A 23,360-nucleotide genomic window follows, 5' to 3' on the forward strand; every position below is an offset into this window, starting at 1 on the left:
CGCACTGCACCATCGCGCGAGAGGCGCGTCGCGGGCCGCCGTCAGGCCCGGGCATGAAGAAAGCTATTGTTGTTGTGGGTTATCTTTGACGATTCATCTGACCGGAGACGACATGAAGGAAATCGAACCGACCCCGTGGTTTGAGCTTGCCGCCCACGCACCCGTCCGTGATGGCTGGTACGAGGTTCAGTTGACGAGCGGGGACACGGCGTTTGCGAAATTTGGCGAAGGCACGTGGACAGAAAAGCCGCTGCTGGTGTTTACGCACTGGCGCGGCTTGTCCGCGGACCCATCGGGCGCCGCCGAGGGCGAGACCGAATCGATCGCCGCCGAAGCCACGGCGGCCCAAGGCGTGCGTGCCGCATGGAACGCGTTCTTCCCGGGACTCGGCGAAGAACAGCACAAACCGCTGGACGCCGTGCCCAACGGGAAAGCGCCGCATTGATGAACGCGCGGGGCGGCGGCTCGCAGGCTGCCGTCCTGAGCGGTTTGGCTTGTCTTTACTTCCGTTCGACTGCTTGGGCGGCAAGCGCGGCTGCTGCGACGGCGGCGGCGAGGCCCGATTGCGGACTGGTGAGCGGTATCGCGCCGCGGGTGACGCGCTGCGCCGCACCTGTCATCGATGCTTGTGCCAGCGCGACGACATCCGCGCCGTCTGCGTAAGCGGCGTCCGCTGCGGCGGCGATCGCCGAGAAATACGCCGGCAAATCTCCTTCCTTGAAGAGCCCCCAGGCACCGCTTATCAGGCGAACGTCGACCTTCGCGGCGGTACGCTTTGCGGCCTCGAGAAAAAGGCTCGCAGTGGGGTGGAGCGTGGCCGGTGCCGTGCATAGCACGACGACTTTGCCGCCGTGTGCGGCCGCGCGCTGCGCGAGGGCCGCATCGGTTCGTAAAACGGGCACCGGCGCGCAGTGTTTGGCGAGCGCATCATTCACGGCTGGACCGAGCGTCGAGCAGGTGAGCAAGACGGCGTGCGAGCCGCCGCGCAGTGCGAGCAGCGATGCCCGTGTTTGCATCGCGATGGCTTCGGTGAGGCCGCCGGCTTGCTCGGCGGCTGCGAGCAGGTCCGCGCGGACCTCATGCGTCAATTCGAGCCTGGGCGAGACGGCGCGCGCGGCCGCGTCGAACAGGGCGATATGGCTGTCGGCGGTATGCAGGCAGGCGATGCGCACGGCTTCTCCCTGGTTTTCGATGGTGGCACATTCTCGCCTGGAACCGGGCAGCCTGGAAACTTGAAGCCGGCTCGGCAGACGATCTAGCGCGCCACACCCGCCCTCCATGACCCCGCTACAATTCCCCTCATCCCAGTCGACCCAAACAAGGACGTATGAAAGTCACCCGAGAACCCGTGGCGTTGTCGCGGGCCACGCAGTTGCTCAATCATGGACCGGTCACGATCATCACCAGCGCGCACGGCGGCCGCTCCAACGTGATGGCGGCGTCGTGGGCGATGCCGCTCGACTTCAACCCGCCCAAGGTAGTGGTGGTGGTCGACAGCCGCACGCTCACGCGGCAATTGATCGAAGCGAGCGGCGTGTTCGGGCTGCAATTGCCGAGCCGCGGATTCGCCGCGCAGACGCTGGCGGTGGGCAGCAATGCGGGCGCCGAGCTCGACAAGTTTTCCGCGTTCGATCTCGACACCTTCCCCGCGCAAAAGATCGACGTGCCGATGCTGGCCGGCTGCATCACGTGGATGGAATGCAAGGTGATTCCGGACGATAGCCAACGGCACGATCTGATCATCGGCGAAGTGGTCGCCGCGTATGCGGACAGCCGCGTGTATTCGAACAACCGCTGGCATTTCGGCGACGACCCCGATCTGCGCACCTGCCATTACGTGGCCGGCGGAACGTTCTTCGCCACTGGCGACGCGTTCGAAGTGACGCCGGCGAGCGGGTCGGCGCAATGATGGCCGACAGGCGGCGCTGACTCGCCGCCTGTTTGCATCGAAGAAACGTTCCCGTCTTGTGCTACGCGTTGCCTTCGGCGAACGCCTTCAACGCATCGCCGGCCAGGCGGTAGCGCACCCATTCGCTTTGCGCGCTCGCGCCGATCGATTCATAGAAGCCGATGGCCGGCTCGTTCCAGTCGAGCACACTCCATTCAAAGCGGCCGCAGCCGGTGTCGCACGCGATCTGCGCGAGGTGGCGCAGCATCTGTTTGCCCGCGCCGCTGCCGCGTGATGCCGGCGATACGTACAGGTCTTCCAGATAAAGCCCCTGCTTGCCGAGCCACGTGGAGTACGACAGGAAGTAGACGCAAAAGCCGACTGGCTCGCCGTTCATTTCGCAAATGAGCGACTTCGCCGGCGCGTCGGCGCAGAACAGACTCGCTTCGATATCTTTGACGTTGGCGACGACTTCGTGTTCGGCCTTCTCGTACACCGCGAGTTCGGTGATGAAGCGAAGAATCAGGGCAGCGTCGGCTGCGGTCGCGGGGCGGATGTGGATAGTCAAGGCAACGCTCGATGAAGTGAGTGGGATGGCGGATCAAACGCATATCGTAGCGTCTATCGCATGGTTGTGGCCAGCGCGTGCCGCGATGGCGATTGACGCGCCGTCGCAGGATGGTTTACTGTGAGCCCATGGACTTCCACCCGATTTTCCTCGCTGCCGTCCCCACCACGACGACCACCTTCACAGGCGGGTCGTCTGGAGGTTGCACGCGCTAGCAGTAGAAGAGCAGTGGCAAACCACCAAAGGCCCCGCCGGAAACGGACGGGGCCTTTGCATTTCTGAGCCTCCGTTTGCGGCATTCATCGACGGTATTCGAGAAAACGGAGCAGGACTGTGAACGACATCGATCATCGTGTACTAGGCAACAAACTCGACCTTTTCCATCAGCAGGAAGAGGGCGCCGGCATGGTTTTCTGGCATCCGCGCGGCTGGGCGCTGTATCGCGTGCTGGAAGAGTATGTGCGCGTGCGCATGCGGCGCGCCGGCTTTCGCGAGATTCGCACGCCGCAATTGCTCGCGCGTTCGCTGTGGGAAAAGAGCGGGCATTGGGAGAAGTTCGGTGCGGCGATGTATTCGCTCGACGATGCGCAGGAAGCTCGCGCGCTCTGTCTGAAACCGATGAGCTGTCCTTGCCATGTGCAGGTGTTCAATCAGCGCGTGCGCTCGTACCGCGAGTTGCCGGTTCGCTATAGCGAGTTCGGCGCCTGCCATCGCGACGAACCTTCCGGATCGCTCGAAGGCTTGAAGCGTACGCGCGCCTTCGTTCAGGACGATGCGCATGTGTTCTGCGCGCATTCGCATATCGAAGCCGAAGTGGGGCGTTTTTGTTCGCTGTTGCGAGCCGTTTACGCGGATCTCGGTTTTCCGGCTTTCAAGGTTGCGCTTGCGACGCGGCCGTCATTGCGAGCGGGCAGCGATGCAACGTGGGATCGCGCGGAAGAAGCGCTGGCTAAGGCGGCGCGCGCGGCCGGTCTGGAGTTCGACGTGCGCGCAGGAGAGGGCGCTTTTTACGGGCCGAAACTGGAGTTTCATCTGACGGACAGCCGCGCGAGAAGCTGGCAATGCGGCACGATCCAGCTCGACTTCGTGCTGCCCGAGCGGCTCGACGCGGAATTCGTCAACGAGCGCAATGAACGCGAGCGGCCCGTGATGATCCATCACGCGGTGCTCGGCAGCATGGAGCGGTTCATCGCGATGCTGCTCGAACATCACGAAGGCTGGCTGCCGGTATGGCTTGCGCCTGAACAGGTGGCGATCGCGACGATTAGCGATGCAAACCTCGCCTACGCCGAAGAAGTCATGCAAGCGCTCGACGACGCAGGTATCAGAGTGCTGCTCGACAGCCGCCCGGAGCGTCTGGAAAAAAAGATCGTCGACGCGCGCGAGAAGCAGGTGCCGATCCTCGTCGTGCTGGGCTCGCGCGATGAGCGTGATCGGACGATCAGTGTTCGGCTGCGCGATGGACGTCAGTCGACGTTGGCGTTCGCGGACGGTGTCGAGTATTTGAGGCTGGCTGCATTGCCGCCGGCAGTGGCATCGAAAGTATGAGGCCGTGTGCTTCGCCGCGATTGCTGCGCGCGCGAAGCACACGTTATGCGCCGATGGAGCGCCGCCCCATGATTGCCCTAGTGAGCGCCGCCGCTATGCACAAAATCCGATGGCGCCATGCTGAAGTGTCAGCCTTCCGGCACAGTGATATCTTCAACGATCGGCTTGCGAGCCATGAACCAGTAGAACGGCGCCGCACATGCGACGATGATGCCGCCCGAGATGAAGGCGAGCGCATAAGAGCCCGTCGTGTCGACGATAAAGCCCGCGACGAGAGGCGAAAACGCGCCGCCGAAATAGCCGCCGAAGTTCTGGATCGCGCTCACCGACGCAACCATCGACGACGGCGCGATATCTGCCGCGAGCGCCCATGCCGAGCCGATCATCGCGGCAAGGAATGCGAGGCCTACGGTGAACAGCACGAGCGTCACATTCAGCGAATGGGAAAAGGGCAGCGCCATCGCGCACACGCCGGCACCCACCGCGCAGCACACGATCAATGCCCGCTTCGCGCCGATCGGCGACGCAAGCTGGCGATCGACGAGCTTCTTCGCCAGATAGCCGACCGCGATCTCGCCCAGCGCACCACCCACCCAGGGAATGCCCGCGACGACGCCGAGTTGCGCGAACGAGATATGAAAGCGATCGAGAAGATACAGAGGCAGGAACACGAGGAAGATGTTCCAAAGCCAGATCACGCAGAAATAGCCGAGAATCATGCCCCACACGCTGCGGCGCACGAATAGCCAGCGCCACTTGAGTGAAGAACTCGCCAGCGAGCGCTCGTGACCGCCGCCGCCCGCCTCGATATACGCGAGTTCCCCTTTCGATAAACGTTTGCTGTCGCGTGGATTGCGATACAGCACGAGAAATAGCAGCGCAAACGCGATCCCGAATGCACCCGTCACATGAAATAGCGAGCGCCAGCCGAACGCGATCATCAGCGCGACGAGCACGGCGGGCGCGAGCGCGGGTCCCCACTTCGAGGACGAGTCCCAGATGCCCGTCGCGAAACCGCGCTCTTTGGCCGGGAACCACGCCGCGGTGATCTTTGCCGCGGTCGGCCAGCAAGGCGCCTCGCCGACGGCAAGCAACGCGCGCATCACCAGCAATGCGGAGATCGAACCCACCACACCGGTCAACCAGGTGGCGACACTCCACCAGATCATGCCGAGCGCGTACGCACGCTTCGCGCCGAATCGATCGATCAACCATCCTGCGGGCAGTTGCATCAATGCATAGGTCCACGCGAACACGCTCCCCAGCAGTCCGATCTGGGTGCGCGTCAGGCCAAGTTCCTGAATCATGCCGGGTGCGGCGATCGACAGGCTTGCACGATCGAGATAGTTGATGATCCCGCCGACGAGCAGCCAGAACAGGACATGCCAGCGGTAGCCGATGCGAGCGGGTTGCGTCGCGGTGGCCGATACGGAAAGGGTGGGTTTGTCCAACGCGTGTCTCCGTCCAGATGGCCTTGGGCGGCCATTCATCGTTAGGGTTGCCTGCCTCACGTTGCGCGACGCCCGCTTACGTAAGTGCTGAATGGCAAGTGTACGGACGGAAGCGTTTCGACTCCAATGCCGAAACTGTATGGGCCGATAGCATTTGCGTTATCGGCGCAACTATCTTTAGGCGGAATCCCTGATGGCGGACGTCTGTTTCCTGTTCAGGCGCCGAGCGCTTCATGCGGCAGTCAGCTCGAAGACGTGATATCCCCAAGGCGGCAGATCCAGATAGAGGCCACGCGAGGCGACTTCGTTGCCATCGCGATCAAAACTCGCCGATCCCATCAAGTCCCTTAGCCGCACCTTGCGGCCGATCAAGTCGACAAACGGAATTCGGATATAGCACTGGCTCTGGTTGCCGGCGTAGTTGACCACGACGAGCCGCCGTTCGCCGTCGTCCCGCTGCCAGCACCATGCAATGAAGCAATCCGAAGTCCAATTGCCGTCCCACGCCGGCACGAGTTCGATCAGGCTCCACGTGCCGTCCCGGAAGACCGGCTGCCGCAGTACCGTCAGCAGCTTCTCGTAGAACCCCTGCAGGCTTGCGTCGAAGGGTTCCTGCGGCGCGCGCACCAGATGCGGCGAAATCCGCGTCTTGCGGCCCTCGAACTGCCCCTGGTGAAAGAAGCGCAAACCGGGCGAAAGAAACGTGATGATGGCGCCTGCCTCATGCATGGCGGGATCGAAGGTCGCTGCGGTGCGGGGCTCGTCGTGGTTTTCGAGGAAACGGGCCAGTTTGTCCTGGTAGTCGAGCCCGGCGTGCAAGTGCTCGCGCACCGGTCGTGCATGCGTTTCGCGCAGGCGGTCGTACAGCTGCTTGTCGTAGGCATAATCGAAACCCAGCTGCTGCATCGTCCATTCGAGATCCCAATACACCTCCGCCATGAACAGGAAGTGCGGATGCTCGCGTCGCACGGCTTCGGTCGCCTTCGGCCAGAAGGGCTCGGTGCGGATGCGCCAGGTCCGCTCGAACACTTCGGGTAGAACCAGCATCGCCATGTCGCAGCGCACGCCGTCGCATTGGCTGGCGATGCTTTTCAGCTCGTCGATCATCGCCTGCTGCAACGCCGGATTGCCGTAGTTGAGCTGCAGCGTGTCGGGCCATCCGTCGAAGTAGGGGTCCCTGCCGTGCGCGAGTATCAGCGGCCCGTTCCTCGTCCCCACCCGGCAATAGTTGTGCGGTGCGCGGGCCAGATCCTCCTCGCTGCCGGGGACGAAATAGTCCGGATGCGTGTCGATCCAGTCGTGATCCGGCGCCATGTGATTCGGCACGAAGTCGAGCATCAACCTCAGGCCGCGTTGCTGCATACGCTGCCGCAAGCGGGCGAGCGCCTCGGCGCCGCCCAGATCACGATGAACCGTGTAGGCCTGGATTGCGAACCCGGAGCCGGCGATGTCGTCGTCCGCGAGATCCGGCAGCGTATCGGCGAATTCGCGGCGCCATCCGGCATGCGTCCGCGAGATCGCCTGGGCCGCCTGACCGGTTTGCCAGACGCTCAGCAGCCAGACCCAGTCGAAGCCCAGCTGGGCAAGGCGATCCAGTTCGGTATCCGGAATATCGTCGAGCGTCGCGCGCCTGCCGAGCGCGCGAGACAACTCGGTCAACCAGACGCGCGTGTTGATCTGGTACAGCGACGGGTAGCGTACGTCGGACATTTGCATTCCTCATTTCTGGCCGCTGTCTTCTCCGCCCACCTGTTCCCTGACGACTCGGGACATCACGCGGCCGCGATCGGTTTCCAGCGCGGTTTTTGCGTCGACGCGCCCGAACAGGTCGAGCATCGGTGCGACAAGACCCGTCCAGCCCGTCTGATGACTGGCGCCGAGTCCCGCGCCGTTATCGCCGTGGAAGTACTCGTAGAACAGGATCAGATCGCGCCAGTGCGGATCGTTCTGGAATTTCTCCGTGCCGCCATAGACCGGCCGTTTGCCGTCGGCACCGCGCAGGAACGTGCTGGTCAGGCGGCGCACGAGTTCCTGCGCCACTTCGAAGAGCGTCATGTGCTGGCCCGAGCCGGTCGGGCATTCGACCTTGAAGTCGTCGCCGAAAAAGGCGTACAGGTTCACCAGCGCGCGGACGATCAACAGATTGACTGGCATCCACACCGGTCCGCGCCAGTTGGAGTTGCCGCCGAACATGCCCGTATTCGATTCGGCCGGCAGGTACTGCACCGTGTAGTCCTGCCCGCCGAGGTGAATCACGTACGGATGTTCCAGGTGATACAGCGAGAGCGAACGGATGCCGTGCGGCCCGAGGAACTCCTTCTCGTCGAGCATGTACGCGAGCACCCGTTCGAGTTTGCGTTTGTTCAGGATCGACAGAAGCCTGCGTTCGTTGTAGCCGACGAAACCCGCGTCGGTCGGGGCAACCTGGGCGATCAGCTCGGGGTAGCGTTTGCGAAACTGCGCGATCAGCTCCACCAGCTTCGGATAGCGCGTCAGGGAATGCGCTTCGAATACCGTCGACGCGCACAGCGGCAGCAGCCCCACCAGCGACCTGATCTTCAGGCGTTGGGTCTTTCCGTCGGGAAGACGCAGCAGGTCATAGAAAAAGCCGTCCTGCTCGTCCCACATCTCGTCCTCGTGTTCACCGCGCCGGTCCATCGCGTAGGTGATCCACATGAAATGCTGCACGAACTTGAACGCGACTTCCTCGTAGATCGGGTCGTAGTCGGTCAGATTGATGGCCATCTCCAGCATGGTCTGGCAATAGAACGCCATCCACGCCGTCCCGTCCGCCTGCTCGAGCGAACCACCGGTGGGAAGCTGCGCGCTGCGGTCGAACACGCCGATGTTGTCGAGACCCAGAAAGCCGCCGGCGAACACGTTGCGGCCCGTCGGGTCCTTGCGATTCACCCACCAGTTGAAGTTGAGCATCAGCCCCTGGAACGAGCGCTCGAGGAAACGCGGGTCGGCTCGTCCCAGTTCTTTCTCGTACTTGTACAGCCAAAGGGTAGCGGCGGCATGGACCGGCGGATTCACATCGCTGAAGTTCCACTCGTAGGCGGGAATCTGGCCGCTCGGATGCACGTACAGGGTGCGCAGCATCAGCAGCAACTGCTCTTTGGCGAAATCGAAATCGACCTGCGCGAGCGCGATCGTGTGGAAGGCCAGGTCCCAGGCCGCGTACCACGGATACTCCCACTTGTCCGGCATGGAGATCACGTCGGCATTCAACATGTGGAACCACTCCGTGTTGCGCACATCGCGCCGCGCGGAGTCGAGCAACGGGTGACTGCCGTGTTCGCGCAGCCAGAGTTCGAGATCGAAGTAGTAGTACTGCTTGCCCCACAGCATGCCCGCCAACGCCTGTCGATGCACGCGGCGCTGATCTTCGGTCAGCGATCTGGGCGTAATGCGCTCGTAGAACTCGTTCGCATCGGCGAGGCGGCTATCGAAGATCTGGTCGAAGTCGCCGAAGGCGCCATCGAGCCGGGATGGCGCGAGGCGCAAGCGGATGATCGCGCTGCCGCCGCCGGGTACGTCGCAGGTGTAATGCGCCGCTGCCTTGGTGCCCGTACCGGCGGGATTGACGGCGTCGCGCTGTCCCGAGATCACGTAATCGTGGAATGCGTCCTTCACGAAGGGCGAAGTGTTGGGCTGATTCCACAGGCGGTGCGCATTGCTTTCGTTGTCGGTGAAGAGCGTCTGTGGCGCGCCTTCGCAATGGAGCCAGTATTCGCCCAGATCATGATGGGTGGCCCGAATGACGCCGGCGCCCGCGTCGTGCAGCGACGGCTTGCGATCGTCCTCGCCCCACGCCCATGTGTTGCGGAACCAGAGCGTCGGCAAAACCTGCAGCCGCGCCGCCTGTGGTCCGCGGTTGTGCACGGTAATCCGCACGAGGACGTCTTCCGGGGCGGCCTTCGCGTATTCCACGAACACGTCGAAATAGCGGTCGTCGTCGAAGATGCCGGTGTCGAGCAGTTCGTATTCCATCTCCTCGCGCGATCGCGTCCGGTTGGTCTCGACCAGATCCCGGTATGGATATTCCCGCTGCGGATATTTATAGAGGTACTTCATGTACGAATGCGTCGGCGTACTGTCGACGTAGAAGTAATACTCCTTCACGTCCTCGCCATGATTGCCTTCGCTGTTGGTGAGGCCGAAGAGCCGCTCCTTCAGTATCGGGTCGCGCTCGTTCCATAACGCGAGCGCGAAGCACAGCCGCTGCTGGTCGTCGCACAGTCCGCCGAGCCCGTCTTCGCCCCACTTGTAGGCGCGGGAGCGCGAATGGTCATGGGTGAAGTAGTTCCAGGCATCGCCGTTGTCGCTGTAGTCTTCGCGCACCGTTCCCCATTGCCGCTCGCTGAGGTAGGGCCCCCATTTCTTCCACGGTACGTGCGACTCTCGCGAGTCGTTCAGGCGCTTTTGCTCCGCTACATCGACGAATACCGGGCACATATTCTTCCTCCGTGACGGGTGAATAAGCTCGACTCGACGCGGCGCGCCGACGATCAATAGGGTCGATCCGTTTCCAAGTGTAGTGTGTGCCGGTGGAGTTGCGAGCCCGGTAACGATGCTTTTATGGGCGACGACGATCACGCCTTTGCAGAAGCTCGGCCCGTGCGCCGGTTTGACATTCGCATGCCGCTTTTATTAAGAATCCAGAGCTTTTTACGAGGCATTTAGCTGAGGGTCGATATCATCGCTCCGCTTGACGCTGCTGCCTGACAGCCACGCGTCACTATTAGGAGCAACATCATGTTTGAAACTGGCAAAGAGTATTCGAGGGAAGAAATTCATCGGGTGACGGGAGGATGCAAACAGGCATTCCTGGCGGTGAAAGGCGGAAAGGTCGTTGCCGCACGATTGCGTCAGGATCTCAATCCGCACGCACCGGAAGTCATCGTGTGCGATGGCAGCGCGGCTGCGCGAGCGGCCGGTCGAACGCTCGCGCGACAGACCGACCCCATTCCTGTTTTTATCCGAACCGCGACGGATCGATTCCGTTACGTGGGTGAATACATCACCGATGAATCGCTGACTGCTCCGATGGAGTATGCGAGATACGTGCAGAACACCAGCTTTACGCTCGCGCAGATTTCGCGTGTGATCAAGATGAAACGCCGTTGAACTCAACGGGATACTTCGATTCGTAGTCGTGCAGTGGTCGGCTGGGTTGTTACTGGGCCCAGCCGACTACCATCGTCCTGACGCGCTCGAGCGACAGGTAAGGTCGCGACAAAAGACGCCGACGCGAGGAAATGATCCTTTCCAAAAGTTGAACGTCAGACAGTCGGTCGCCACCCCCTCGACTTCGCAAAACGGTGTAACGGGCAGGTCTTCGTTAATGACGATCGCATCCAATTCATCTTTCAACTACCGGTCGACCCGTCAACCGGGCCGCTTCTCCAGGACCTCCTTGACGACGGGCAGCGCGGTAAACACGTTGGGCCAACCTGTATAGAACGCCAGTTGCGTCATGACTTCCGAAGCCTGTGCCTGGGTCAGTCCGTTATCCATGGCCCGGTTCAGGTGATACGTCAGTTGCGCGACCTGACCCGCGGCAACCAGCGCGCTGACGGTCACGAGACTGCGATCTCGCGGCGCGAGTCCGGGCCTCAGCCACAGGTCGAGAAACAGCGCGTCTCGCGTGAATTGGACGACGCCCGGCGCCACTGAGCCGAAGTTCTGCGCGACCGTTCTATCGCGCTGCGCTTCGGCGGCTTCGTCGAGCGGGAGAAGCTCGCCGGAGGCGGGCGGGAGTTGCGCCGCCGTGATGCCGCGCCGCTCGAAGACGGCATTCGTCACCTTCACCGCCGACGTCGCATTCGCCCAACCGGAGTAGAACGCCAGATGCGTGATGATTTCGGAAATCTCGCTGGGTTTGAGGCCGCTGTCGAGCGCGAGGTCGAGGTAATACGGCATCTCCGCGCTCTGATCGCGTGCAATCAGGACCGAAAGCGTGACGATACTGCGGTCTCGCGCGGACAGTTGGGGACGCTTCCACAGATCGCCCAGCACGACTTCGGTCGTATAGCGTTCAAGGGCCGGTGATACCGCACGCATGCCGTCGAGCACGTTGGCGGGAGAATGGGAATCGGATTGCATAGCTGGTTTCCTTTCGATTGGCGAGCAGCCCGCGAAACCGAGAGAAAGCACCAGCATCGCCAGAGCGACAGTTTTCATGGATCATTTCCCTCAGCGGCGCGCGGGCGGCGTTAAACGACCTTCTTGCCCGAATGTCTCTTCTGACAAGCCTGCGATGCTCCGCCGCGCCATGAGCCGCTTCCGTGCGACGTTGGCGCGAGCGAGGTTTCGCGACATTGACCAATCTAACTTTCGCGGCCTCTCGCGACTAGACGCTAAAATCGGCAAACACCTATGAAACGAGTTCATTAATGCGCCGCGAAAACTATAACGACCTGCTCGCCTTCATCGCCGTCGCGCGCGAGCGCAGTTTTACGCGGGCCTCGGCGCAACTGGGCGTGTCGCAATCCGCTTTGAGCCACACGATTCGCTCACTCGAATCCCGGCTCGGACTGCGCCTGCTGACCCGCACCACGCGCAGCGTCGCGCCGACCGAGGCGGGCGAGCGTCTCCTGCTGACCGTCGCGCCGCGTTTCGAAGAGATCGAATCCGAACTGGCGGCCGTGACCGAGTTTCGTGACAAACCCGCGGGCACCATTCGCATCACCGCCACCGACTACGCGACCAAAACCGTCCTGTGGCCGCGCTTGTCGAAAGTCCTGCGCAAGTATCCGGAGATCAAGGTCGAGATCATGACGGACTACGGCCTGTCCGATATCGTGGCCGATCGTTACGACATCGGCGTTCGCAACGGCGATCAGGTCGCCAGGGACATGATCGCGGTCCGCATTGCGCCGGATATGCGCATGGCGATCGTCGGCTCGCCTGGGTATCTGGCAGAGCGGGAATTGCCGCGAAAGCCGCAGGACCTGACCGCGCATAACTGCATCAATCTCCGCTTGCCGACCCTTGGCGGCTTTTATCCGTGGGAACTGAAAAAGGGCACTCGTGCGGTTCAGGCACGGGTGGAAGGTCAGTTTGCTTTCAATGGAACCTATCAGATGCTGGATGCGGCCTTGTCGGGATGCGGTCTCGCGTATGTGCCGGCTGATCTGGTGCAGGCTCATGTCGCGGCGGGGCGCCTCATCCGGGTGCTGGAGGACTGGTGTCCGACTTTCCCCGGTCTGCATGCGTACTACGCGAATCGCCGGGAGTTTTCGCGAGCGATGACCGTTGTCATCGACGCATTGCGTTACCGCCCCGAGGACACCAAACGGTAAGGCCTGTTTCATTGATGATCGCCATTCATAAAGCTTTGCGGTTTTAGGGACTGTATCGCTAGATGCCGTTTGCCTATCATCTCTCCAATAGCAACCGCAGGCCCGGCCTGCATGGAGAAGATGATGGACTATCGATATCTCGGCCGCAGCGCCCTCAAGGTTTCGCCTCTGTGTCTGGGCGCGATGATGTTCGGCGGCGAAACGGATGAGGCCACGTCCCGCCGGATTATCGACAAGGCGTACGATCAGGGCGTGAACTTCCTGGATACCGCCGACGTTTATCACGCCGGGCGCTCCGAAGAAATCGTCGGCCGCGCGATTGCGCAACGACGTGACGACTGGGTCGTCGCGACGAAGTTCGGCTATCCCGCTTCGGCTGACGCGCGTCCGAACCAGCAGGGCCAATCGCGCAAGTGGATTTTCCAGACGGTCGATGCGAGCCTGAAGCGGCTTGGCACCGACTACATCGATGTCCTTTACTTCCATCGGTCGCTCGTCGATGCGCCGCTCGAGGAAGGCGTGCGTGCTATCGGCGATCTGATCCGCGAGGGCAAGGTGCGCTATTTCGGCCTGTCCAACTTCCGCGCCTGGCGCATTGCGGAGATTGTGCGCCTTGCCGATCAGCTTGGAATAGATCGCCCTGTGGCGATCGAGCCGGTCTACAACATGGTCGATCGCACGGCTGAAGTCGAGTTGATGCCCGCGGCCGGACACTATGGCATCGGTGTGGTGCCCTACAGTCCGCTCGCGCGTGGGGTGCTCACGGGTAAATATGCGCTCGACGGCGCGCCGCCCGCCGACTCCCGGGCTGGGCGCGGCGACAAACGTATCCAGCAGACCGAGTGGCGGCCCGAGTCGCTGGCCATCGCGCAGAAAATTGCGGCGCATGCTGCTGAACGCGGTACGACGTCGATTGCGTTCGCGATTGCCTGGGTGCTGAAGAACAGGCTCGTGAGTTCCGCCATCGCGGGCCCGCGTACGGAAGCGCACTGGGACAGCTATCTCGAAGCGCTGACACTGCAACTTGGACCGGACGACGAAAAGTTCGTCGATAGCCTGGTTCCCCCGGGCCATGCGTCGACGCCCGGCTATACGGACCCGAACTACCCTGTCGAAGGGCGGCGTGTGATCGGCTGACCTGTGGGCTCGTCTCATGATCGGGCCGCTCCTGGCCCGAGTCAGCGTAACGCCGCTCTTGCAGTCGTGCTTCGCACGGAGAGCCCGTCGATGAAAAGTGCCGTGACGTTAGCAATGAACCGCAGGCAGCAACGGCCCGCGCCGAATCAACTCTTCAACGGCAACCAGATCTCCAGCCCGCCCATGCCGCTGACCGGATCGAACTTCTCGTCGTAGCGCTCGAAGTTCGGCGCATCCGCGGGCACATGCCCCGACGCCGGCAGCCACTGATTCCAGATCGTATTCAACGTACGGCGAATCGTCGAAATATGCTCGCGATGGCTGAACACCGCGTACCTTTGCGCGGCAATCCGCACACGGCTCAGTTGTTCCGGCAACGCCGAAAAATCGCTGACTTCGACGCCGCACAGATAGTCGAAATTGCCGGCGTCGTCGGCGTTGTAGCACACGCCGTAAGCCACGCCGCCCACTTGCCCCGGCACCTTGCCGAAGTACGCGCCAAAGCGCTGCCATTGCGATGGAATTGCCTTGCTGGTGTCGCACGAATATCGCTCGCTCAAACCCGCGACGAGAAACGGCTTGCCGTCTTCGAAGCGCGGTGGCTCCAGATGCGTGAGAAGGGTTTCGTCCATTTTGATCGGCTCCACGATGGCGAGGTGGTCGAGTTGGCCACGCGCGCGCAGCGCTTCCGGCGTGAGCCCGAATTGCTCGCGAAACGCGCGCGTGAATGCTTCGTGAGAGCCGTAACCGGCGTCGATCGCGACCGCGAGGATGTCGGGCGCGCCATCGGCGAGACGTCGCGCGGCTTCGCTCAGACGGCGCGCGCGAACGTAGCGCATGACCGGGCGCCCGGTGGCCGCTTCGAACGCGCGTGCCATGTGAAAGCGCGACACGCATCCAGAGCGGGCGATCTCGTCGAGCGTCAACTCGTCGGCAAAATGGCTTTCGATAAACCAGAGCGCTTTTCCAACCGGGTTCATATCGGCTCTCACGTGAGCATGAAGCCAGCATAGCCTGCGGTGAACCGCGTCGTTTGATCGCGCTTGCGGTTTTGCACCCTGTCCCGCTCGATTGCGCGTTGCAGCGCGCGGCTCAGTAGTTTTCTGTCGCCGCCTCGTTGCCCGCGGCGCGCGGGGGTGCCGAGGGGTCCGACGATGCCGGCGCGCCATGAGCGCCCGCACCGCCGGCTTGGCCTGGCCGCAGCAGCAAGCCGCCGAGCACGCCGGCCGCCGCCGCGAAAATCGCCCCGAACAGAAACGCCACGTGATAGCCGCTGTTGAGCGCCGCTATCGCGCCGGCCGAGGCTTGCAGCGCGTCGCTGCGCGCGGCGGCGAGACTCGCGAGCACCGCGAGGCCGAGCGCGCCGCCCATCATGAAGGACGTGTTGACGATGCCGGACGCGAGGCCCGAATCGGCGGGATCGACGTCGCTCATCGCGGCGAGCAGCATCGGATTGAACGCGATGCCCGCGCCGAAGCCGAGCAGGATCATGCCGGGCAGCACGTCGGGCACGAAGCTGCCGTCGACCGGCGCGCGTGCGAACCACGCGAGACCGCACGCGGCGACCAGCAGACCGACAGCTAACGGACGACGCAAACCGAAGCGCATCACCACGCGCGCCGACAGGCCGAGCGAAAAGAATCCCATGATCAGATTGGCGGGCAGGAACGCGAGCCCGACCTGCAACGGCCGGTAGCCGAGCACCCGCTGCAGGTACAGCGCGGAGATAAAGAACCAGGCGAACATCGCGGCGGCCCACAGCACGCCAACTACATTCGCGGTCGCGACATTGCGCAGCCGGAACAGGCCGAGCGGCATCAGCGGATGTTGGACCCGCGCTTCGATCGTCAGGAACGCGGCCATCAACGCGAGCGCGACGAACAGCAAGCCGAGCGTTTGCGCCGAGGTCCAGCCTGCTTCGTTGCCGTTGACCACCGCGTAGACGGCGAGCATCAGCGACGCGGTGACCGTGACCGCGCCGGCCACGTCGAGCCGCTCGCCGTGAGCATGCCCGCGCGCGGACGGCAGTAGCGCGACACACAGTGCGTACACGGCGATGCCGATAGGCAGGTTGACGAGAAAGATCCAATGCCAGCTCAGCAGGTTGGTGAGCAGGCCGCCGAGCAGCACGCCGATGCTGCCGCCGCCCGCGCAGACGAAGCCGTACACGCCCATGGCTTTTGCGCGCTCGCTGGGTTCGGTGAACAGATTCATGATCAGCGACAACGACACGGCCGAAACGATGGCGCCGCCCAAACCCTGCACGGCGCGTGCGGCGACGAGCAGGATTTGCGAGTTCGCCATGCCGCACGCGAGCGACGCCAGCGTGAAGAGCGTAATGCCGCCGAGGAACAGCTTGCGGTGTCCAAACAGATCGCCGAGCCGTCCGCCGAGCAGCAGACAGCCGCCGAACGTGAGCATGTAGGCGTTGACGACCCAGACCAGCGAAGTTTCGGTAAAGCCGAGGTCCGCCGCGATGGACGGCAGCGCGACGTTGACGATGGTGGTGTCGAGCACGATCATCAAGACGCCCAGGCACAGCACGATGAGCGCCAGCCAGCGTTGCTTGCCGTGAATGGAATGATGGGTCATGCGGGCGCTCCTGTGCCGCGATCGAGCGGGCTCGGTTCGGGGCGGAATCCAGCGGATTCGAGGATGTGAGCCGTTGCCGGATGTGCCGCCGCCGGGGTGGACACCGGCGGCGCGAATTCGTCGAAGCCAATGAGCTTTTGAGTCTAGCACTCGCGCGTTTCGCGGCACACTACGAAACCCCGGGTCTGCAAACCGCGAGCCGCGTCAGTCGCCGCCGAGTATGTCGTACTTGCCGCCGCGGTCGAGCGCGCGCTGATAGGCCGGCCGCGCGTGAATGCGTTGCAGGAAGCCCGCTATCGCGGGAATCTGGCCGTTCAACCCGCCGCGCGCCGTCGCGGCTTCGAGCGGGAAGCTCATCTGCACGTCCGCGGCGGTGAAGTCGTTGCCGACGAACCAGCCGGTTGCGCTCAGTTCCTTGTCGATATAGCCAAGGTGCAATTTCAGTTGCGGATCGACGAAGCTCGCTTGCAGCGTCGCCGCGATCTTGCGCGCGATGGGCCTCGCGAAGAACGGCATCGGCGCGCTGGCAATGCGCAGCGCCACCAGCTTCAGCAGCAGCGGCGGCATGGCCGAGCCTTCCGCATAGTGCAGCCAGTACGTGTATCGCAGCCATTCGGGCGTGCCGGGCGCCGGAGCGAAACGCCCCTCACCGTACTTGCCGATCAGATACTCGACGATCGCACCCGACTCGGCGATGGTGAGGCCGTCATCGGTTATCACCGGCGACTTGCCGAGCGGATGCACCGCGCGCAATTCGGGCGGCGCCAGCATCGTTTTCGGATCGCGCTCGTAACGCTTGATCTCATATGGCACGCCGAGTTCTTCGAGCAGCCATAACACGCGTTGCGAGCGGGAGTTGTTCAGATGATGGACGGTGAGCATGGGTCGATGGGCGTTGGACAGTGGAGCATCAGATCATAGGGATGTTGTGCCGAGGTGTGACTCTAGTCGCACCTCGTGGCCCCTGCCCACCGGCACGAATCAGACCTGCGCCTTGCTGCCCATCAGTTGATTCGACGGCAAGGTTTCATCGAGCAGCTTGCGCGCGCTTTCGATCCCGGCCACCGGCAGTCCCTCGGGATTCAGCAGGCCCACCTGCACCAGCACCGAGGCCTGATCCCAATAGATGTGCTCGTTATAGAGCTTGTCGCCACGGAAGCACACCACCGCCAGCATCGGCACTTCGAAATACTTGCCGGTCGGCGCGACGCCCGGCAACAGCCAGTCGATTTCGCAGCTATGCGTGCAACTGAAAACGAACTCGTCGACGATGCGGTCCGCGCCGATCGTGCGTGAAATCGGGATCAGCTTCGTGTCGGGCGGATTCGAGTTGACGAAGTGATGCGTGTAGAAGCGTTTGAGCCGGTCATGGCCGACGCCGCCGGTCATCGTCGGCACGTGGTTGACGTAGGGCTCGGCGACCATGGTTGGCATGACCGCGTCCACGTCGCGCGTGGCGAACTCGTGGTAGCAGTGCGCTTCCCACAACGCGTTCAGATCGTAGACCGGGCCCAGCACTTTGCGCAGCAGCGCGAGTGTGCGCGAATACGCCATCATCGCGGCGGGTTTGTCGTACTGCGCACGTGCGGGCGCCGCGAACGCGTGATCGCAACCGGGGTACACGTATTGCTCGATTTGCGCACGCGTGCGCAGGGCGGCGCTGATCTGCTCGCGCGTTTGCGGCGGGCAGTGCGCGTCATTCTCCGGGAAATGGAACACCATCGGGCAGCGCACGGCGGACACTTCGTCCAGATGCGCGTCGAGGCCTACGCCGTAGTAGCTGACCGCGCAGTCGACATCGGTGCGCGCCGCGCTCAGGAACGCGAGCTTGCCGCCGAGGCAGTAGCCCACCGTGCCGACCTTGCCGGCCTGTTCGGGCAGCGTGCGCAATGTGGCCATGGTCGCGGCGATGTCGTCCACAGCGAGGTCGACGTTGAACTGCCCGAGATAGCCGAGCGCTTGCTGCATATCGGCTTCACCGTAACCGAGCTCGATGCCCGGTTTGATGCGCCAGAACAGATCGGGCACCAGCACCACATAACCTTCCTCAGCGTAGCGCTCGGCGGTGGCCTTCATCGAGTCGTTGACGCCGAAGATCTCCTGCAACAGGACGAGCCCCGGGCCCGACCCTTGCGCCGGACGCGCGACGTAGGCGTTGAAACGGCCGCCATCCTGGGCGACGACTTCGATGAAAGAGCCAGCCATGCGGTATGCCTCCAATCTTGTAGTGTGGGTTACGCCATCGTGCGCAACTCGAAGCGTTTGAGCTTGCCGGTTTCAGTACGCGGCAACGCATCGACGAATGTGATGACGCGTGGGTATTTATACGGCGCCACGCTATTTTTCACGAAATCCTGCAATTGCGCGACCAGTTTGTCATCCGGGGCATAGCCCGGGTTGAGCACGACGAACGCCTTGACGATCTGTCCGCGCGTCTCGTCCGGCAGACCGATAACGCCGCATTCGGCCACCGCGTCGTGTTGCAGCAGCACGCTTTCCACTTCGGGACCGGAGATGTTGTAGCCGGCCGAGACGATCATGTCGTCGGCGCGTGCCTGGTAGAACACGTAGCCGTCCGCGTCGAGATACACCGAATCGCCCGGCAGATTCCAGCCATCGCGCACGAACTTCGCTTGCCGCTCGTCGGCGAGATAGCGGCAGCCGGTCGGGCCGCGCACCGCGAGTTTGCCGATCGTGCCGGGCGGCACCGGTTGCATTGCGTCATCCACGGCCTGCACGACGTAGCCCGGCACCGCTCGGCCGATTGCGTGCGGACGAATCTCCTCGCCCTGCGCGGCAATGAAAATATGGATCAGCTCGGTGCCGCCGATGCCGTCGATCATGTCGATGCCGCTCGCGTCGCGCCACAGACGCCGCGTGGAATCGGGCAGCGCTTCGCCTGCCGACACGGTCTTCTTCAGGCTCGACAGGTCATGACGCGCGACGAGCGGCGCCATTTGCCGATAGAAGGTCGGCGCGGTGAACATGATGGTCGCGTGAAATCGTTCGACCGTTTGCAGCAAGGTCTCGGGCGTGAGCTTCTCGATCAGCACCGTGGATGCTCCCACCCGCAGCGGAAAGCACAGCAGGCCGCCGAGGCCGAACGTGAACGCGAGCGGCGGCGTGCCGCAGAACACATCGCTCGACGACGGCTTGAGCACGTGACGCGGGAACAGATCGCACATCGCCAGCACGTCGCGGTGAAAGTGCATGCAGCCCTTCGGCTCACCGGTCGTGCCGCTGGTGAAGGCGATCAGGCAGACGTCGTCGGCGGCGGTGTCGCACGCGGTGAAGTGCTCGGGCTTGTTGATCGCGAGGGTGTCGAGCGAATCGGCGGCGTCGTCGTGAAAGAGGCGCGTTTGCTTCAGGCTCGCGCAGTAGAACTCGTCCTGCGAATTCGCGCAGCGTGCCAGCTCTTCGGTCAGGCGCGCGTCGCACAATGCCGCGCTGATCTGTGCCTTGTCGATGATCTGCTTCAGTTCCTTCGCACGCAGCAAGGGCATGGTCGGCACCACGACCAGTCCGGCCTTCAGCGCGGCGAGCGCGGCGACGGCCATCTGCAGCGTATTGGGCCCGCGCAGCAGTACGCGGTTGCCTGGTTGCAAACCCATTTCATCGACCAGCACGTGCGCGCTGCGGTTGACCAGCGCAAGCAGTTCGCCATAGGTGGTGGCGCGCGGCGCGCCGTCCACATCGGACCAGATCGCCGGACGGTCGCGATGGCCCGCTTCGATGGTGCGCTCGAGCAGCTCGGTCGCGCAGTTCAGGCGCGCCGGGTAGGCCACGTCCGGGTTGTCGAGCAGGAAGACGGGCCATTGGTCCTGCGGCGGAAGATTGTCGCGCGCGAAAGTATCGACGTGTGCTGACGGTTCCATCTGGGTCTCCCGGGCGTTGAGCCGGCTAAATGCGCTTCGGTTGGCGTGAGTCGTGGCGTGGGCTGCGTTCGTTCGATGCTTACTGCGGAATCACCGCGGTCGCTTCGATCTCGACTTTCGCTTCGTCCTCGATCAGCGCGACGACCTGCACCGCGCTCATCGCGATGTCGTAGTCGCCGATCAGCTCGCGAAACGCGCGGCCGATATCTTTCAGCGCCGCGAGATACTCGCGTTTGTCGGTGACATACCACGTCATTCGCACGAGGTGCTCGGGTTGGCCGCCTGCTTCGAGCAGCACGGCCACCACGTTCTTGAGCGCCTGAATGGCTTGCGCGGCGAAGTCGGCGGTCTGGAATGTCGCCTGTTCGTCCCAGCCGATCTGGCCGGCAATGAAGACCTGCGTGCCGTGGGCCGCGACGCCGTTCGCGTAGCCGCGCGGTTTGATCCAGCCAGCGGGAAGGAGAGCCTGTTTCATGAGCGATTCGCCTCGATGGATTCGGTTTGGGGTGCGAACTTCGCGAGCGCGCTCGCGATGTCGGCGGGAATGTCGATGGATTTGCCGCTGTCGAACGACGTGGTCACGAGCACCTGCTTCGCGCGAAAGCGGGTTTCGCCGCCGCAATGGCCGACGATGTCGATGCTGATCGAGCGCCGGCCGATCGCGCTCACGCTCAGCGTCAGCGCGATCGTTTCGCCCATCTGGCTCGGCCGCGAGAATTCGCAGTCGAGTTTGACGATCGGCAAGCCGACCCGGCGCTGCGCGATCATATGCGCGTAGTCGACGTGCAGGCCTTCGTTGAACCAGTCTTCGACCAGGGCGTTGGTCATCACCAGATATTGCGGAAAGAACACGATGCCCGCCGGGTCGCAGTGCGAGAAGCGGATGCGCACGGGCCTTTCGAAGGTCGCGCTCATCAGCGTTGCTCCGCGGCGGCGGCATGCGCCTTCAGCAGATCGCGGCCGATGATCAACTGCTGCACTTCTGTCGCGCCTTCGTAAATGCGCAGCGCACGAATCTCGCGATACAGCATCTCGACGGCGGTGCCGCTTTGCACGCCCATGCCGCCGAAGAGCTGCACGGCGGCGTCGATCACCTGCTGCGCGCCTTCGCTGGCGTGCCACTTCGCCATCGCCGCTTCACGTGTGACGCTTTCGCCCTGATCGCGAAGCCATGCGGCCCGATAGACGAGCAACGCGCTGCTGTCGATGGTCAACGCCATTTGCGCGAGCTTGGCCTGCGTGAGCTGGAAGTCCCCGAGCGTCTGCCCGAACATCTTGCGTGACGCGGCGCGCGCGAGACCTTCGGCCATCGCGTGACGCGCGAATCCCAGCGACGCGGCCGCGACGGACGTGCGGAAAATATCCAGCGTGCGCATGGCGAGCTTGAAGCCTTCACCGGGTGCGCCGAGCATCTGGCTGCGCGGCACGCGAGCGTCTGCAAAGTGCAGCCGCGCGAGCGGGTGCGGCGCGATTACGTCGATGCGTTCGGCGATGTCGAGCCCGGGCGTATCGGCATCGACGATGAATGCGCTGATGCCGCGCGCGCCCGGCGCTTCGCCGGTTCTCGCGAACACGACGTAGAAGTCGGCGATGCCGCCATTGGAGATCCACGTCTTGTCGCCGTCGAGCACGTAGGCGTCGCCATCTTCCCGGGCGGACAGTGCCATCGCGGCGACGTCCGAGCCCGCTTCCGGTTCCGATAGCGCGAACGCGGCAAGCGCCGTGCCGTTTGCAACGCGCGGCAGATAGCGGGTCTTCTGTTCATGCGTGCCGCCGAGCGAGATCGCGCCCGAGCCGAGGCCTTGCATCGCCAGCGCGAAATCGGCGAGGCCCGAGTGCCTGGCGAGCGTTTCGCGCAGCAGGCACACGGCGCGCGTATCGATCGTGTCGCCGTGGCCGCCGTAGGCAACGCCGCCTACGCCGTATTTCAACCAGCCCGCGGCGCCGAGTTCACGCACGAGGCGCCGGCAGGTTGCGTCGGTGTCTGCGTGATCTTCGTGTCCGAGATTCGCGCTGCACCATGCTTCGATGCCGGCGGCCAGTTCGCGATGACGCGGCTCGAAGAACGGCCACGCGAGCGCGCTATGCCAATCCAGTGTGTTATCGACGCTCAACTCAGTCTCCTTCGAACACCGGACGCGACTTCCCGGCGAACGCGCTGTATGCACGCTCGAAATCGCGCGTGCTCATGCAGATCGCCTGCGCCTGCGCTTCCGATTCGATCGCTTCGTCGATGCTCATGCTCCACTCCTGGTGCAGCATCGTCTTCGTGATGCCGTGCGCGAACGTCGGACCGGCGACGAGATCGGCGGCGAGCTTCTGCGCTTCTTCGACGAGGGCGGCCGGTTCGCACAGGCGGTTGTAGAAGCCCCACGCGTGGCCTTCATCGCCGCTTGCCGAACGGCCCGTGAAGAGCAGTTCGGCGGCGCGGCCCTGGCCGATGATGCGCGGCAGGATCGCGCAAGCGCCCATATCGCAGCCCGCGAGACCCACGCGGGAGAACAGGAAGGCGAGCTTGCTGCGCACGGTGCCGAGGCGCATGTCCGAGGACATCGCGAGAATTGCGCCCGCGCCGGCGCAGACGCCGTCGACGGCTGCGATGATGGGTTGCGGGCAATGGCGCATGGCCTTGACGAGATCGCCGGTCATGCGCGTGAAGAGCAGCAGTTCGGGCATCGGCAGGTCGATGAGCGGCGCGATGATGTCGTGCACGTCGCCGCCGGAACAGAAGTTGTCGCCCGCGCCGTGGATCACGACCGCTTTCACATCGGTCGCATAGGCGAGTTGCCGGAACAGGTCGCGCAGCTCTGCGTACGATTCGAAGGTGAGCGGGTTCTTGCGCTCGGGGCGGTTCAGCGTGATGGTTGCGACCTTGCTGGTCACCGACCAGCCGAAGTGGCGCGCCTCATAACCGGCGAGTGTCAGGCGATTGCCGGCCAGCAGTGCGTCGGCGTTGGATCGTGTCATGGTGTCTCCTGCGGTTCGGTACGTTTC

At 63.4% G+C, this 23,360-nt stretch carries 21 protein-coding genes; 6 read left to right on the forward strand and 15 right to left on the reverse strand.

The features are described from left to right. The first annotated feature begins 112 nt into the window (after window positions 1-112). Entirely contained in the window at window positions 113-445 is a 333-nt protein-coding gene (locus PQQ53_RS29315) for a hypothetical protein (protein ID WP_121323754.1), read from the forward strand. 55 nt (window positions 446-500) lie between these two features. On the opposite strand, the gene PQQ53_RS29320 is transcribed toward PQQ53_RS29315, so the two are convergent. Continuing rightward, window positions 501-1,172 (reverse strand): aspartate/glutamate racemase family protein, encoded by a 672-nt coding sequence (locus PQQ53_RS29320; RefSeq protein WP_408328061.1) that lies wholly within the window; start codon window positions 1,170-1,172, stop codon window positions 501-503. A gap of 155 nt (window positions 1,173-1,327) precedes the next feature. Between PQQ53_RS29320 and PQQ53_RS29325 the strand changes: the two genes are divergently transcribed. After that, entirely contained in the window at window positions 1,328-1,909 is a 582-nt protein-coding gene (locus tag PQQ53_RS29325) for a flavin reductase family protein (RefSeq protein ID WP_408328064.1), read from the forward strand. 61 nt (window positions 1,910-1,970) lie between these two features. Here PQQ53_RS29325 and PQQ53_RS29330 read toward each other — a convergent pair whose 3' ends face one another. Continuing rightward, a complete protein-coding gene (locus PQQ53_RS29330; protein ID WP_408149637.1) occupies window positions 1,971-2,456 on the reverse strand; it encodes a GNAT family N-acetyltransferase in 486 nt (161 codons plus the stop codon). Between the two features lie 297 nt (window positions 2,457-2,753). Here PQQ53_RS29330 and thrS point away from each other — a divergent pair, with 297 nt between their 5' ends. Next, the gene (gene thrS / locus PQQ53_RS29335) at window positions 2,754-4,004 is read left to right on the forward strand and encodes a threonine--tRNA ligase (protein ID WP_408328121.1); all 1,251 of its coding nucleotides are present in this window, start codon (window positions 2,754-2,756) and stop codon (window positions 4,002-4,004) included. Between the two features lie 128 nt (window positions 4,005-4,132). Here thrS and PQQ53_RS29340 read toward each other — a convergent pair whose 3' ends face one another. From PQQ53_RS29340 to PQQ53_RS29350, 3 genes are all read right to left on the reverse strand, one after another. Beyond that, a complete protein-coding gene (locus PQQ53_RS29340) occupies window positions 4,133-5,455 on the reverse strand; it encodes an MFS transporter (RefSeq protein WP_408149636.1) in 1,323 nt (440 codons plus the stop codon). A gap of 231 nt (window positions 5,456-5,686) precedes the next feature. Continuing rightward, window positions 5,687-7,165, reverse strand: a complete 1,479-nt coding sequence (locus tag PQQ53_RS29345; protein WP_408328067.1) for an alpha-amylase family glycosyl hydrolase — start codon at window positions 7,163-7,165, stop codon at window positions 5,687-5,689. A gap of 9 nt (window positions 7,166-7,174) precedes the next feature. Continuing rightward, window positions 7,175-9,913 (reverse strand): MGH1-like glycoside hydrolase domain-containing protein, encoded by a 2,739-nt coding sequence (locus PQQ53_RS29350; protein WP_408328070.1) that lies wholly within the window; start codon window positions 9,911-9,913, stop codon window positions 7,175-7,177. A gap of 300 nt (window positions 9,914-10,213) precedes the next feature. Between PQQ53_RS29350 and PQQ53_RS29355 the strand changes: the two genes are divergently transcribed. Further along, the gene (locus PQQ53_RS29355) at window positions 10,214-10,585 is read left to right on the forward strand and encodes a DUF6697 family protein (protein WP_408328073.1); all 372 of its coding nucleotides are present in this window, start codon (window positions 10,214-10,216) and stop codon (window positions 10,583-10,585) included. 261 nt (window positions 10,586-10,846) lie between these two features. Here the strand turns inward: PQQ53_RS29355 and PQQ53_RS29360 are convergent, their stop codons facing one another. Next, complete coding sequence (locus tag PQQ53_RS29360; protein ID WP_408149628.1) at window positions 10,847-11,563, reverse strand: carboxymuconolactone decarboxylase family protein; 717 nt, start codon at window positions 11,561-11,563, stop codon at window positions 10,847-10,849. 290 nt (window positions 11,564-11,853) lie between these two features. On the opposite strand from PQQ53_RS29360, the gene PQQ53_RS29365 reads away from it, so the two are divergent. Both PQQ53_RS29365 and PQQ53_RS29370 read left to right on the forward strand, forming a co-directional pair. After that, window positions 11,854-12,762, forward strand: coding sequence for a LysR family transcriptional regulator (locus PQQ53_RS29365; protein ID WP_408154257.1), 909 nt, complete (start codon window positions 11,854-11,856; stop codon window positions 12,760-12,762). A gap of 123 nt (window positions 12,763-12,885) precedes the next feature. Further along, complete coding sequence (locus tag PQQ53_RS29370; RefSeq protein WP_408328124.1) at window positions 12,886-13,899, forward strand: aldo/keto reductase; 1,014 nt, start codon at window positions 12,886-12,888, stop codon at window positions 13,897-13,899. Between the two features lie 146 nt (window positions 13,900-14,045). Here PQQ53_RS29370 and PQQ53_RS29375 read toward each other — a convergent pair whose 3' ends face one another. The 9 genes from PQQ53_RS29375 to PQQ53_RS29415 form a co-directional block, all read right to left on the reverse strand. Continuing rightward, window positions 14,046-14,879, reverse strand: a complete 834-nt coding sequence (locus PQQ53_RS29375) for an AraC family transcriptional regulator (protein ID WP_408328076.1) — start codon at window positions 14,877-14,879, stop codon at window positions 14,046-14,048. 112 nt (window positions 14,880-14,991) lie between these two features. After that, window positions 14,992-16,491, reverse strand: coding sequence for a DHA2 family efflux MFS transporter permease subunit (locus tag PQQ53_RS29380; RefSeq protein WP_408328079.1), 1,500 nt, complete (start codon window positions 16,489-16,491; stop codon window positions 14,992-14,994). A 204-nt stretch (window positions 16,492-16,695) separates the two neighbouring features. Then, on the reverse strand, window positions 16,696-17,373 hold the full coding sequence (locus tag PQQ53_RS29385) for a glutathione S-transferase (RefSeq protein ID WP_408328082.1): 678 nt from the start codon (window positions 17,371-17,373) through the stop codon (window positions 16,696-16,698). 99 nt (window positions 17,374-17,472) lie between these two features. Continuing rightward, on the reverse strand, window positions 17,473-18,696 hold the full coding sequence (locus tag PQQ53_RS29390) for a dienelactone hydrolase family protein (RefSeq protein WP_408149617.1): 1,224 nt from the start codon (window positions 18,694-18,696) through the stop codon (window positions 17,473-17,475). Window positions 18,697-18,725: 29 nt separating this feature from the next. Then, window positions 18,726-20,366 carry an AMP-binding protein gene (locus PQQ53_RS29395; protein WP_408328085.1) on the reverse strand — a complete coding sequence of 547 codons (1,641 nt, stop codon included), beginning with the start codon at window positions 20,364-20,366 and terminating at the stop codon, window positions 18,726-18,728. Window positions 20,367-20,445: 79 nt separating this feature from the next. Continuing rightward, window positions 20,446-20,841 carry a RidA family protein gene (locus tag PQQ53_RS29400; protein ID WP_408154265.1) on the reverse strand — a complete coding sequence of 132 codons (396 nt, stop codon included), beginning with the start codon at window positions 20,839-20,841 and terminating at the stop codon, window positions 20,446-20,448. Next, on the reverse strand, window positions 20,838-21,281 hold the full coding sequence (locus tag PQQ53_RS29405; protein WP_408328088.1) for an acyl-CoA thioesterase: 444 nt from the start codon (window positions 21,279-21,281) through the stop codon (window positions 20,838-20,840). The genes PQQ53_RS29400 and PQQ53_RS29405 overlap by 4 nt, the downstream gene beginning before the upstream one ends. Further along, entirely contained in the window at window positions 21,281-22,480 is a 1,200-nt protein-coding gene (locus PQQ53_RS29410; protein WP_408328091.1) for an acyl-CoA dehydrogenase family protein, read from the reverse strand. Before PQQ53_RS29410 ends, PQQ53_RS29405 begins: the two co-directional genes overlap by 1 nt. A 1-nt stretch (window position 22,481) precedes the next feature. Beyond that, window positions 22,482-23,333 (reverse strand): enoyl-CoA hydratase family protein, encoded by an 852-nt coding sequence (locus PQQ53_RS29415; RefSeq protein ID WP_408328094.1) that lies wholly within the window; start codon window positions 23,331-23,333, stop codon window positions 22,482-22,484. Between the last annotated feature and the right edge of the window lie 27 nt (window positions 23,334-23,360).

It is taken from the genome of Paraburkholderia strydomiana (genome assembly GCF_046030495.1).
GTDB lineage: Bacteria > Pseudomonadota > Gammaproteobacteria > Burkholderiales > Burkholderiaceae > Paraburkholderia > Paraburkholderia strydomiana_A.